Origin of the sequence: Bacillus cereus group sp. N6 (assembly GCF_016483705.1) — a bacterium.
Lineage (GTDB): Bacteria > Bacillota > Bacilli > Bacillales > Bacillaceae_G > Bacillus_A > Bacillus_A wiedmannii.
Genome location: NZ_JAEHBI010000002.1, coordinates 28,438 through 41,466 on the forward strand (window position 1 = coordinate 28,438; position 13,029 = coordinate 41,466).

The following is a 13,029-nucleotide window of genomic DNA, read 5'->3' on the forward strand; positions in this document are numbered from 1 at the left end:
CTTTAGAAGAAAAGCAGCAACTTACACAGTTGCTGCTTTCTCTTCTTCTTGCTCTTGTTCCATCTTACGAATTTCAACACGTTTAATTTGGTAAGCATCTTTTTCTAACACTTTAAATTCATAACCTTCCGCCTCAACGTGTTGTCCTTCTTCAATTTCATGATTTTGCATCATAATCCAGCCACCAATTGTATCCACATCATCTTCTTCAATGTGTAATCCAAATAAATCTTTCACTTCGGAGATAAGCACTTTTCCATCAACGATTTTATGGTGCTCATTCACATGCTGAATTGGTGGTGCTTCATCTTCATCATATTCGTCACGAATTTCGCCGACGATTTCCTCCAAGATATCTTCAAGCGTTACAATTCCGGCTGTTCCTCCGTACTCATCATATAAAACAGCCATCGGAATTCGCTTCTTCTGCATTTGAAGTAATAAATCGTGAATTGGAGTTGTTTCCATCACTTCAATAATCGGACGCATATACGTGCGAATCGATGATAAATCTTCTTTATCGTTGTTCATATATCGAATAAAGAAATCTTTTACATTGACCATACCGATAATATCATCTTTATCTTCTCCAAAAATCGGATAACGTGTGTATCGTTCATTTTGGATTACTTTCATGTGTTCTTCTACTGAATCTTCCAGGTAGAAACCAATGATTTCTGTTCGCGGTACCATAATCTCTTTTGCAATACGATTATCAAATTCAAAAATGTTATTTACATACTTGTATTCAGCCTGATTAATTTCGCCACTTTCATAGCTATCTGAAAGGATAAGACGTAATTCTTCCTCTGTATGAGCTACTTCATGTTCTGAAGCTGGTTTTAAACCGAATAAGCCAGTTACAACACGAGCTGAACCGTTTAATACCCAAATAAATGGATACATGACTTTATAGAACATCATTAACGGACCTGCCAATAACAATGTTACTTGTTCAGCCTTTTGAATTGCCATCGTTTTCGGAGCTAATTCCCCTACTACAACGTGTAGATACGTCATTAGCATAAAAGCAAGACCAAATGTTAATACTGATGAGATAGAAGGATTTATGTTCCATTTCTCAAATAACGGGTGTAATAACTTTTCAATTGTCGGTTCACCTAACCAACCTAATCCCATAGCTGTAACTGTAATACCTAATTGACAAGCAGATAAATATTCATCTAAATTTGTTGTTACCTTTTTCGCTGCTAAAGCACCGCGTTTCCCTTCCGCAACAAGCTGATCAATACGACTTGAACGTACCTTTACAATCGCAAACTCTGCTGCTACGAAAAATCCAGTAAATGCGATTAAAATCGCAACCATGACTAAATTAAATATTTCCAATGAATCCCCTTAGTTTAAAAAACTAAGGTGTCCACCTCCTGTATACTATAATGTTTTCTTATTTGTTCATTAGAAAACATAGCCCGATACAAAAATTAAAGAGGTCGGATTTCACTTTTTTCTATAATAATAGAACAAGTGTCTGTATTAAAGCTGTCGTTTGACCAGATAAAGATTTCGATATTTTTTCACGTTGTGAATCAGTCAATCCATCTAAAAGCGGCTTTAACTCCGTTAACTCTGCTTCTAATCGATGAATATGGTCTGTCACTTCATTCACTTGTTTCGAAACGTGTTCATTGATACCGAGCAGCTTCTTCTTCTCCTCGATTTTCTCTTTAATCTCACAAAGCGGCATATGCATTTCTTTGCACTTCTCAATAAATTGTAATGTCTCAAATGCTGTTTCATCGTAATAGCGATAATTAGATTGAGATCGCTCCGCTTTTAAGATTCCTAGATTCGTATAATAATCAATCGTGCGTTTCGACACGTGAGCCATGAGAGCCAACTGTCCGATTCGATACACCTTCCCAACGATCTTCCCCCCTTGTTTATATTACTAACATCATACAATACATAAACTGTACAGTCAAACGTGACGGTTTATTATTCATAATTTATACAAAATTTCACATGCCATCTAAGTATGTAGTATATTCACACTCTATAACTCTATCCATATAGTTAGATTACTATTTTTTCGATATGCCGATACCAAAATATAAAAATGGAATCACACATTCCTTTCAACCTTCCTTAATTCAAAACATATGATAATAATATTGAAATAAAATCATTATTTATGCAACTGGAGGAGATTAAAATCACTAGGACAATTATCTCTCACTTTTATAACGAGGAGTATTTATTACCATGGTGGCTTATGCATCATACAAAAATATTTGATCACGGCATATTAATTAATAGAGGTTCTACAGATCGTTCTGTTGAAATTTGTAAATTATTTGCTCCCAACTGGGAAGTACGAAATTCAAGATTCCTTGATTTCGATCCCACTAATACTGATATTGAGGTGATGGAAATTGAAAGAGAGGTTTCAGGTTGGAAAATGGTATTAAATACTACGGAATTTCTTTGTTGTAACAATGTAGAAGAGTTTTTCTCATCACTTCATACGTTAGGCCAAAATATGTATGCAATTAGAATGATTGTCATGATTGATAAGCATAATTACAATTATTCAAAACTAAGATATTCTATTCCGTTAGTAGAGCAACGATATCACGGGCTCTTTCCTTATAAACCAGAAATCGGCTGTGCCTGGAGATTTATACACAACCATCTTAACGGCGCATATTTACCAGGCAGACATTTTACGCAGCACCAACCTATCGTTTATAACTCCCCTTCATTCATTTTAAAATTTTATTTTAGCCCTTGGAACGAACATACAAAGGCAAGAAAATTACAAATTACACCTACTCTTTCAAAAACGGGTGTTCAAATGGGCCTTCAAACTCATTATGGTCAGTCCTCTGAGGAACTCGAAACTCGATTTTTAGAGCTTAGTAACATAACACAAGATCTACGTAATCACCCTGAGTATCAACAATTATTCCCTAAATTCAAACCTTAACATTTCTCACCCTATCATGTTCCACACATTTTTACGCACTTAGCTAAAAACCATACCATTTGTATTTCATATGAATACTGTATATATTATAAATTTTTATTTTAGGAGGAAAAAATGAAAGCTGTTATTCTTGCAGGTGGATATGGAACAAGGATTGGGGAAGAAACTCATTTAAAACCAAAACCTATGATTGAAATTGGAACAAAGCCTATTTTATGGCACATTATGAGTTTGTATAGTCATTACGGGATTACTGAGTTTATTATTTGCTTAGGCTATAAAGGATATGCAATTAAAGAATTCTTTCTAAATTACAACTTACACATGTCCGATTTTACGATACATTTAAGTGACAATACAATTACGAACCACTCTCATCGCATTGAACCATGGAAAGTTACATTAATTGATACTGGTCTAAATACCGAAACAGGTGGACGAGTTAAAAAAATACAAAATTACGTCGGGGATGAACCTTTCTGCCTCACTTATGGCGATGGATTAAGTAATGTAAATATAAAAGAACTCATTGCATTTCATAAAAAACACGGTAAAATGGCGACTGTTACAGCCGTACAACCTCCTGGTAGATTCGGTTCTCTCGTATTAGATAAACAGTCTGTCACATCCTTTCAAGAGAAGCCACTCGGGGATGGCGGATGGGTTAACGGTGGATTTTTCGTTTTAAACCCTGATGTTTTCAATTACATTAGCGGAGATAAATCTGTTTTTGAAACAGACACTTTAGTTCAGTTAGTAAACAAAAATGAACTAGCCGCATATCAACATTCTGGTTTTTGGCATCCGATGGATACATTGCGCGATAAAAATAAATTAGTCGAGCTATGGGAAAGTAATAACGCTCCGTGGAAGGTTTGGTAATATGGCTTCTTCATCTTTTTGGAATAAGAAAAAAGTATTTATTACAGGACATACTGGCTTTAAAGGCTCATGGCTCACCCTTTTTTTAACTTCTTTAGGCGCAGAAGTAATTGGCTATTCTTCTCATCCACCATCCATTCCAAACCTTTTTGAACAATGTAACGTAGCAAAAGAGTGCATAACAATTAAAGGCGACATTACAGATTACGATTCTTTATTACATGCCCTAAAACATCATAACCCTGACATACTATTTCATTTAGCTGCCCAGCCAATCGTCACCACTTCATACAAAAATCCTATCGAAACATTTAAGACGAATGTTTTAGGTACTGTTCACGTATTAGAAGCGGCAAAACATATAGAAAGTATACGCGGCATCATTAATGTTACAAGTGATAAATGCTATGAAAATGATGGGAGCGGTAACCGTGCATTCGTGGAAAGTGACCGATTAGGAGGTTTCGATCCTTATAGTGCTAGTAAAGCTTGTGCTGAACTAGTGGCGACTTCCTATCAAACCTCATTCTTCCGCACTAACACTCAGAATCTTGCCTCAGTAAGAGCAGGTAACGTTATCGGCGGCGGTGATTGGGCAAAAGACCGATTATTCCCAGATGTCATTCGTGCATATTTACAAGATGCTACGTTAAATATTAGAAACAAACACGCTATCCGCCCGTGGCAACACGTATTAGATCCTTTACATGGCTATATCCTTTTAGCTGAAAAACTTTGGAAAGACGCCGAATTTGCAGCGGCGTGGAATTTCGGCCCGATAAATGAACCTAACAGAACCGTTCATAATGTCATTCAATCTATAATGAAATTATGGAATAAACCACTAACAATCCTTTCTCCTCATACAAACACTCCTTATGAATCACCTATTTTAACACTCGATAGTACAAAAGCAGTAAATAAACTCGGTTGGACTCCTAAGTTATCAACAGATCACTCTATCGCTTGGACTGTTGATTGGTACAAGAAATATGCATCTGGTGAAAATATGGAATCTTTCACGCGCCAACAAATCGATGCATTCAAAAATTTATAAGGGGGCTATAAAATGGAACTGAAAAAATGCCGTTTTTGCCACTCATTACTAACAAATACTTTTCTAGATTTAGGTGTTTCCCCTCTCGCTAACTCATTTGTAGATCCAGAACACTCATATAAAATGGAACCATTCTATCCACTGCACACGTTTGTCTGTACCTCTTGTTTACTCGTACAATTAGATGAATTTGAATCTCCTCACAATATTTTTCATGACTATTTATACTTCAGTTCTTACTCATCAAGCTGGCTACTACACGCTAAGCAATATGTAGAAATGGCGATTAAGCGTTTCAACTTAACCAATCATTCGAAAGTGATTGAAATCGCGAGTAACGACGGGTACTTATTACAATACTTTCAAAAAGAAAATATCGAAACGTTAGGAATTGAACCAGCAAAAAATGTAGCAGAAATCGCTATCCAAAAAGGAATTCCTACTGAAGTGAATTTTTTCAGCAATGACTTTGCAAAAAAATTACCAAAAGCTGATTTAATCATCGCAAATAACGTATTGGCACACGTCCCGAACTTACATGATTTTGTCGCTGGTTTAAAAACGTTATTAAAACAAGACGGAACAATAACAATTGAATTCCCGCACTTATTAAATCTCATATCCTTTAAACAGTTTGATACGATCTACCATGAGCACTTCTCCTATTTCTCACTTATAAGTCTTCAAAAAGTTTTAGCTCATCATCATTTACAAATTGTCGATGTAGAAGAGCTTGCAACGCACGGTGGTTCCTTACGTATTTTTGTAAAACATCATAGCGACAAATCCACTATCCATTCCAGTGTTACAAAATTAAACGAAAAAGAAGTAGATCACGGGCTAAATACATTAGATTGTTATCTCCTTTTTTCTAAACGCATCGAGCAATTGAAAATAAATATTTTAAAGTTTTTTATCGAAGCAAAAGCTTTAAACAAACAAATTATTGGTTACGGTGCACCAGCTAAAGGAAACACCCTTTTAAATTATTGCGGAATAGGAAAAGAATTTTTAGCTTATACAGTAGATAAAAACCCTCACAAACAAAATCTCCTACTACCAGGAACACGCATTCCAATAAAATCTCCAGAAGAAATTAAGCGTACAAAACCTGATTACATTCTCATACTCCCTTGGAATTTGAAAGATGAAATTATGAAAGAATGCTCTTTCATTCGTGAATGGGGCGGCAAATTTTTAGTAACCATTCCAGAAGTTGAGGTAATTGAGCCATGAAAAAAATTCTTGTAACAGGCGGTAGTGGATGGATTGGTAAATATGTTGTAAATTCTCTTATACAAAGGGGCTATGAGGTGCACGCCACTTATCATACAAAGAAGCCTTCTCACATCCCTTGCCACTGGCATAAAGTAAACTTACTTTGTGATGAAGAAGTAAAAAAACTCATTTACGACATGAAGCCTAGTCATCTCATTCATTTAGCTTGGGAAGCAGTGCCGCCAGCTTGTTATGTATCTATTAATAATTACTATTGGCTTACATCCAGCATCTCATTGATTCAGCACTTCACAACATGCGGCGGAAAGCGAGTCGTTGTTGCCGGCACCGGCGCAGAGTACGAATGGTTTAACGGCGTACTATTTGAAGATTCACCGCTTCTTTCCTATAAAACACCGTATGCATTATGTAAAAACGCACTACACTCTTGGCTACAAACGTACGCTGAGCAAACCGGCCTCAGCATGTGTTGGGGCCGCATCTTTCATATGTATGGCCCTCACGAACAAGGGAATCGGCTCGTTTCTAACATTATCACTTCCTTATTAAAAAATGAGGAAGCACTATGTACACATGGAAAACAATCAAGAGATTTCCTCCATGTGAGCGACGTCGCTGATGCTCTCGTAACAGTATTAGAACATGGCGTTACAGGCACAATCAATATCGCTTCTGGTCAATCTGTACAAATTAAAGAATTAGCTTCTATCATTGCTAAAAAGTTAGGAAAAGAACATTTAATTAAACTAGGTACGATTCCTTTCTCTAAAGATGAACCTTTATTCGTCGGCGTTAATGTAGAGCGTTTAAAAACTGAAGTAAATTGGAAACCAACATACGATCTAAATACTGGGATCGAAGAAACAATTTTATGGTGGGAATCATTTATAAAAAAACATAACGATACGCACCACTAAAACGCAAATCCTTCGTCCCTCTCGCTAAATCCTTATACCATTCTTCTAATTTTTCAGGTGTAATAATATGATGTGTTCCCATTCCCCCATGCTTACTAGCTTCAGAAAGAGTCGGGCCAATTTGTAATTTCCTCTTTCTCATCGCATCGTTCCAAGGGCTGAAACCAAACCATGCAATACACGCAAGTGGCGGATAAATCATAGATTCATGTGCAGATAAATGTCTCCCAACCGTATAACTTCCGTGTTCATGATTATGAATAAATCTACCTCTTCTCCATAACGCCCAATCTTCTGGTAAATAACCATGAAATCGCTGTTTCATTAAAGGTATTCCAAAGTTAAGGTCCGGATAATTATAGTTAAGATCATCGACCATAATAAGCCCTTCCAGCCAATACATCCTCCCTCCCAATTCATTCAGGGATTTCCAAAACTGATTTTTATCTTGCACACAAAGAAACTCGGTCGTATTTAAAATTATTTTCCATCCTTTTACTTCTTGTTCTATCCTCATCACTTCATGATCTGTCGCTAATGCATCAAATTCTGGATTTGCAGAATCTCGTACTTCCCAGTGTGGTGCGAATTTTTTACAAATTTCAACCGAACGATCTGTTGAACCTTTATTAATTAAAATGCCATGATCAAACAGTTTCGTATGATGAGCAAGCCACCACGGTAATAAATACTCTTCATTGTAAAAATGAGAAATAACGGTTGTAGTTATAACAATCTCCTCCTCGTTCTCTATTAATCTACTTTTTCATCCTACTCTTACTATACTTATCAGTTATGTAATTGGTTTCTTTTATTTTTAAAATATGTTTTTCTACCATATACTATGCTTTCTTAGACAACCACCATTTTCTAAAGAAACATCCCAATAAACTGAAAATTAAGTTATAATATCTTTATTAAATTATGAAGGAGGAATGCACTCATGTACTACAACACTTCATTCGAAAACGATCAACCTGTAAGCCGTCTATAAACTAAGGCGGGCATTCATATAACACTTAACACTATGCCTCGTCTTAGGGAACTCATAAAACCCTAAAAATAGACGGAGGTACTTTACATGAAACAAACAATTTTAGGAGCTATATGTTTATCACTAGCAGCTAGTATATGGGGCGGTATGTATGTTGTTAGCAAATATGTACTCGACTTTATCCCACCACTGACACTCGTTTGGCTACGCTTTATTATCGCTTTCGTTGTTTTATATTTCATTTTGAAAATAGCTGAGAAAAAGCAAAAGAAAAAAGTAACCATTCACAAAAAAGATTGGCTACTCTTCGCCTGGATTGGATTTATCGGCTATTTCATTTCGATTACTTGTCAATTTATCGGAACAAAATTATCTGACGCTCATACAGGCTCTTTAGTAACATCAGCTATACCTGCATTTATGGTTATATTTGCAGCGATCATTTTAAAAGAAAAACTAACCGCTCGTAGACTGCTATCTACTATCATAGCGACAATCGGTGTAATTATCGTCATTGGATGGGATATTGAAATTGGCTCCTATTTTATCGGTACAATCATTTTAGTTGGGGCCGCTATTACGTGGGCTTTACTATCCATTTATGTGAAGATTGCTTCAACTCGATTTTCATCCTTAGTTATCACAACGTACGCCATATTCTTTTCACTCTTTTTCATTACACCTTTTATGATATGGGAACTACAATCAACCTCTATCGAAACAGTAAACACGTACGTAATATTAGGCGTAGTATATTTAGGAGTCGTCTCAACGGCAGGTGCCTTTTTCCTTTGGAATAAAGGGTTAGAATTAATGGACGCAAGCATCGGTTCCTTATTTTTCTTCTTCCAACCTATCGTCGGATCATTGCTTGGTTGGTTACTCTTAAATGAGACATTAAATATTAACTTTTTTATTGGTGGTATTCTTATTATATGTAGTGTTTTCATTACTACTTTTGAAAAGAAATGAAAAAACAGGCAGAGATTCTTAATCTCTGCCTGTTCCACATTCTTTACGCACTCCAATGCGATGGACGGGACAACACTTTCGGTAATTTCGTATGTTTATCCCCTTTCGCTGCATTAATTTGAACTTGCGTCAGAAAAATACTATTTGTGAAATCCGCCCCGCGAATATCTGCATCTCGCAAATCTGCTCCGATAAGATCTGCTCCTCTTAAATCTGCTCCATTTAAGTTAGCCGCAATTAAATAAGCTCCTCTTAAATTCGCTCCTTGTAAATCTTTATTCTTCAAATTTGCTCCCATAAGGTCTGCTCCGCGGTGACTAATTCGTTTCTTACGCGCGGCATTCATTTCCTTCCAAACTAGCTCACTCGTTTCTAAAAGTAACACATTTACTTCCGCACGGTGTAATGGAATATTTACTTTCATTAACTCGTCCGCATTTAAATTCGAAAGGCGCTCCGTCTCTTCAATTGCTTTACTTAGTTCTTTATGAATCGATTGTGTCGCCTGTAAAAGAATCGCCTCATTCAAATACCACAGTATTTCATGAAGCTGATGCATAACTGGAAAAGCATCGTACATTTTTCTCGCATGCTTAGCATCTTTCCGCCAATCAATCCCGTTAAACGTAACTTGCGAAATCTTCTGCCCAGCACCAAAACACTCAAACACTGTACAACCTTTATAACCTTTTCCTCTAAGATTTTTATGTATGCTACATTTAAAATCTGTTTGTAAGTTAGAACATGGCTTCCCGCCATCTTTATTCACCGCAAAATCTACCGATGCTGCGAACGGTAACGCCACGCAACATAAACCGAAGCATTTTTCGCAGTCTGCTTTTAAATGATCGTTATGATTAGTCAAAATATATACCCCCTGTTGTCTTTTGACTATTTCATAATATTCCAACCTTATTAAATAATCAATTTAAAAATAAATGAGCTTCTTTCATTTCAAATCATAACTTTATCATTCGATTTCCTTTCAATTGAAAAAGACAGCTTCTATCTAATGAATTATAATTAAATTATAAATATTCAAACTAAAAGGAGACTTACTATAGCACTCGAAATGAAAACAAACTGTCAAATTTGCGATCAATCTCTCGAATCAAATTCCGAAGCCTACATTTGCGTGTATGAATGTACATTTTGTGCACCGTGTACAGAAGAAAGACACAACGTTTGCCCAAACTGCGGCGGCGAATTAGTACGTAGACCGAAAAAGAAACAATAAAAAGCAAAGCGATATCGCTTTGCTTTTTTACTGTTTTTGGGATATATAGAAATTCTACCAATCACAAATTAAACGTTCAAAAACTTCACACAAACAGGCTCTGGTACAATAACATCAGATTGTAACAATGTTAACTCACCTGTCGTTTCATTTCTTGAAAATAGCACAAGGTTATGTGACTTTTCATTTGTAGCAAGAAGAAACTTTTCAGTCGGATCTAATACAAAGTCCCTCGGCCAATTTCCTTCTGTAAATGTATGTGCAACAAATGTAAGCTGGCCTGAATTTTGATCCACACTGAAAACAGCAATACTATTATGACCGCGATTCGCCGCATACACAAAACGGCCGTCAGAAGAAATATGAATCGCACTTCCTTGACTATTGTCATCAAATTCTTTCGGAACGGTAGAAATATACTGCAACTCTGTAAAGGACCCTTCTTCCGGATTATATGATAATGCAATAACTTCCGAACTAAGTTCAGTCATTACATACGCATACTTTCCGTTCGGGTGAAAAGTAATATGTCTAGGACCACTTCCTGGGTTCACAGACAAGCTATTCACTTCCTTTAACTTACTATCTTTTATTTCATACGTAATGATTTTATCAATTCCTAAATCAACGCCTACCACATATTTTTCATCAGGAGTATATCCCGCGTAATGCGCATGTGGTTTTTCTTGTCTTTCTTTATTTGGACCAGAACCTTCATTTGCCATAATCGATGTAACAGGATTTACAGTTCCATCTTCTTCATTAACTACGAAAGACTCAATTGTTCCTTTATGGTAATTTGCTGTAACTACCGTACCGTTTTCACTATCCACACTAATATGACAAGGAGAAGCCCCTTCTACTACTTGTCTGTTTTGTTCCGTTAGCTCTCCTGTATAACTGTTAATCGAATAAGCAGCTACACCACCAGCTTCGCCTTCCTTAACAACAGAATAGAGATATTGATTATTTTTGCTAATCGTTACATATGTAGGGTTATCCAACTTAGCCGCAAGCGTTACATTACTAACTTTTTGTGCTTCTGTATTTAAAGTAAAAGTATATATCCCTTCACTATTTTCTTTCGTGTACGTTCCAACATATCCAATAAACTCTTTGTTATCCGTCATTTTCATAACCCTCTCCCTATAGTTTTTGTTCACCATACTTCTTACCAAGTTCATAAAACTATTTTTGATTGAAAGAATATCCTAAAAAATCGGAGTACCTCTTTATAAGTTACCATATTTTTCTGCCAAATAACCTCTAAACCCATTTTTTCTGAAAAGCTGCTATACTTTCATATTCTTCTTCCAAGTGACGGGCCAAACGAATATAGATCGGTATTAATTCTTTATATTTCTCCACACTTTCCATGTTTGGCTCATGATAAAAATTGGCACCTACCATATTAGAAACTACATGTAATGTATTTATTTCACCTAAACTATATAAACCAAGGATAGCTGCTCCTAGACAAGAGCTTTCGAAACTTTCAGGAACATATACGTCTTGATGAAAAATATCTGCCATCATCTGTCTCCAAAGTTCCGATCTTGCAAAGCCACCTGTCGCTTGAATTTTTTTCGGTTCGCCAATTAGTTCTTTTAAAGCAAGGAGAACTGTATACAAGTTATAAATGATTCCCTCTAAAACAGCACGGATAAGATGCTCTTTCTTATGATGTAGTCCAAGCCCAAAGAAAGACCCCCGCGCATTCGCATTCCATAAAGGAGCTCTTTCTCCTGCTAAATACGGATGAAATAATAAACCATCAGATCCAGGATTAACTTTTGCTGCTATTTCAGTAAGCAATTCATAAGGATCTTTTCCTAAGCGCTTCCCATGCTCAACTTCTAACGCACATAATTGGTCACGAACCCACCTAAAAATCATACCACCATTATTCACCGGTCCACCAATTACCCAAAGGTCCTCAGTTAACGCATAACAAAAAGTCCTACCCTTCGGATCCGTTACAGGATGATTTGTGACAACTCGCACTGCACCGCTCGTACCAATTGTAATAGCAACTACTCCAGGTTCTATTGCATTCACACCTAAATTCGATAGTACTCCATCACTCGCTCCTATTATAAAAGGAGTAGTAACAAGTACATTCATCTCTCTTGCAAATTCTTCATCTAATCCTATTAAGGTGTGCGTAGTTGGAACGAGTTTAGAAAGCTTTTCCTCCGAAATTCCTGCAACACGAAGAGCTTCTTCATCCCATTTTAAAGATTTCAAATTGAACATTCCTGTTGCTGATGCTATAGAATAATCAATTACATATTCCTTAAATAACTTATAGAAAACATATTCTTTAATAGAAATGAATTTATAGCTTTTTGCAAATAAATCAGCATGTTCATTTTTAAGCCAAACTAATTTCGAAAGTGGTGACATAGGATGGGTTGGTGTTCCAGTACGAAGGTAAATTTCATGACCATTCATATCATTCTTTATTTTTTCTGCCCAACTTGCGCTTCTATTATCTGCCCAAGTAATACTTCCCTGCTTCGTCTACAGCAATGACGCTATGCATTGCCGAACTAAAAGAAACACAAAGAATATCAACTGGCTGTACATTACTTGATTGTATAGTTTCTTTAATCGTATGTATGACCGCTTGAAAAATCTCTTCTGGATCTTGTTCTGCTATTTCTGGTGCGGGCGAATATAAAGGATATTCAATCCCATAGCTTGCAATTACAGATCCATCGATCGAAAACAAAACTGCTTTTGTACTAGTTGTCCCAATATCTACACCAATCATATATT

The 13,029-nt window shown here is 36.3% G+C and carries 12 protein-coding genes and 1 pseudogene; 7 read left to right on the top strand and 6 right to left on the bottom strand.

Features of this window, described 5'->3' with window-relative positions:
- Positions 1-21: 21 nt before the first annotated feature.
- Together JDS99_RS01975 and JDS99_RS01980 are read right to left on the bottom strand one after the other, a co-directional pair.
- A complete protein-coding gene (locus JDS99_RS01975; protein WP_046957914.1) occupies positions 22-1,350 on the bottom strand; it encodes a hemolysin family protein in 1,329 nt (442 codons plus the stop codon).
- Positions 1,351-1,471: 121 nt separating this feature from the next.
- The gene (locus JDS99_RS01980; protein WP_000285638.1) at positions 1,472-1,879 is read right to left on the bottom strand and encodes a MerR family transcriptional regulator; all 408 of its coding nucleotides are present in this window, start codon (positions 1,877-1,879) and stop codon (positions 1,472-1,474) included.
- A gap of 276 nt (positions 1,880-2,155) precedes the next feature.
- Between JDS99_RS01980 and JDS99_RS01985 the strand changes: the two genes are divergently transcribed.
- From JDS99_RS01985 to JDS99_RS02005, 5 genes are all read left to right on the top strand, one after another.
- Entirely contained in the window at positions 2,156-2,950 is a 795-nt protein-coding gene (locus tag JDS99_RS01985) for a glycosyltransferase family 2 protein (RefSeq protein WP_048546514.1), read from the top strand.
- Positions 2,951-3,064: 114 nt separating this feature from the next.
- Positions 3,065-3,832, top strand: coding sequence for a glucose-1-phosphate cytidylyltransferase (gene rfbF, locus JDS99_RS01990; RefSeq protein WP_046957912.1), 768 nt, complete (start codon positions 3,065-3,067; stop codon positions 3,830-3,832).
- 1 nt (position 3,833) lies between these two features.
- Positions 3,834-4,889, top strand: a complete 1,056-nt coding sequence (gene rfbG / locus JDS99_RS01995) for a CDP-glucose 4,6-dehydratase (protein ID WP_048546516.1) — start codon at positions 3,834-3,836, stop codon at positions 4,887-4,889.
- Positions 4,890-4,901: 12 nt separating this feature from the next.
- On the top strand, positions 4,902-6,125 hold the full coding sequence (locus JDS99_RS02000) for a class I SAM-dependent methyltransferase (RefSeq protein ID WP_199694398.1): 1,224 nt from the start codon (positions 4,902-4,904) through the stop codon (positions 6,123-6,125).
- Complete coding sequence (locus tag JDS99_RS02005; protein WP_048546522.1) at positions 6,122-7,045, top strand: NAD-dependent epimerase/dehydratase family protein; 924 nt, start codon at positions 6,122-6,124, stop codon at positions 7,043-7,045. The genes JDS99_RS02000 and JDS99_RS02005 overlap by 4 nt, the downstream gene beginning before the upstream one ends.
- Here JDS99_RS02005 and JDS99_RS02010 read toward each other — a convergent pair.
- Positions 7,014-7,799 carry a glycosyltransferase family 2 protein gene (locus tag JDS99_RS02010; protein WP_088064065.1) on the bottom strand — a complete coding sequence of 262 codons (786 nt, stop codon included), beginning with the start codon at positions 7,797-7,799 and terminating at the stop codon, positions 7,014-7,016. The genes JDS99_RS02005 and JDS99_RS02010 overlap by 32 nt on opposite strands.
- A gap of 327 nt (positions 7,800-8,126) precedes the next feature.
- Here JDS99_RS02010 and JDS99_RS02015 point away from each other — a divergent pair, with 327 nt between their 5' ends.
- Complete coding sequence (locus JDS99_RS02015; RefSeq protein ID WP_199694399.1) at positions 8,127-9,011, top strand: DMT family transporter; 885 nt, start codon at positions 8,127-8,129, stop codon at positions 9,009-9,011.
- Between the two features lie 43 nt (positions 9,012-9,054).
- Here the strand turns inward: JDS99_RS02015 and JDS99_RS02020 are convergent, their stop codons facing one another.
- A complete protein-coding gene (locus tag JDS99_RS02020) occupies positions 9,055-9,876 on the bottom strand; it encodes a pentapeptide repeat-containing protein (protein ID WP_106382898.1) in 822 nt (273 codons plus the stop codon).
- Between the two features lie 195 nt (positions 9,877-10,071).
- Between JDS99_RS02020 and JDS99_RS02025 the strand changes: the two genes are divergently transcribed.
- Positions 10,072-10,248 (top strand): DUF1272 domain-containing protein, encoded by a 177-nt coding sequence (locus JDS99_RS02025; RefSeq protein ID WP_060487780.1) that lies wholly within the window; start codon positions 10,072-10,074, stop codon positions 10,246-10,248.
- A gap of 68 nt (positions 10,249-10,316) precedes the next feature.
- Here the strand turns inward: JDS99_RS02025 and JDS99_RS02030 are convergent, their stop codons facing one another.
- Together JDS99_RS02030 and gntK are read right to left on the bottom strand one after the other, a co-directional pair.
- Positions 10,317-11,378, bottom strand: a complete 1,062-nt coding sequence (locus JDS99_RS02030) for a lactonase family protein (protein WP_141555036.1) — start codon at positions 11,376-11,378, stop codon at positions 10,317-10,319.
- Positions 11,379-11,514: 136 nt separating this feature from the next.
- Positions 11,515-13,024: pseudogene (gntK, locus tag JDS99_RS02035) on the bottom strand (gluconokinase).
- Positions 13,025-13,029: the final 5 nt, after the last annotated feature.

What these genes read in the sequence shown, in the direction of transcription:
- JDS99_RS02030 (WP_141555036.1), bottom strand. Translation starts at nt 11,378, where the DNA reads ATGACGGATAACAAAGAGTTTATTGGATATGTTGGAACGTACACGAAA.
- JDS99_RS02000 (WP_199694398.1), top strand. Translation starts at nt 4,902, where the DNA reads ATGGAACTGAAAAAATGCCGTTTTTGCCACTCATTACTAACAAATACT.
- JDS99_RS02005 (WP_048546522.1), top strand. Translation starts at nt 6,122, where the DNA reads ATGAAAAAAATTCTTGTAACAGGCGGTAGTGGATGGATTGGTAAATAT.
- rfbG (WP_048546516.1), top strand. Translation starts at nt 3,834, where the DNA reads ATGGCTTCTTCATCTTTTTGGAATAAGAAAAAAGTATTTATTACAGGA.
- JDS99_RS01985 (WP_048546514.1), top strand. Translation starts at nt 2,156, where the DNA reads ATGCAACTGGAGGAGATTAAAATCACTAGGACAATTATCTCTCACTTT.
- rfbF (WP_046957912.1), top strand. Translation starts at nt 3,065, where the DNA reads ATGAAAGCTGTTATTCTTGCAGGTGGATATGGAACAAGGATTGGGGAA.
- JDS99_RS02015 (WP_199694399.1), top strand. Translation starts at nt 8,127, where the DNA reads ATGAAACAAACAATTTTAGGAGCTATATGTTTATCACTAGCAGCTAGT.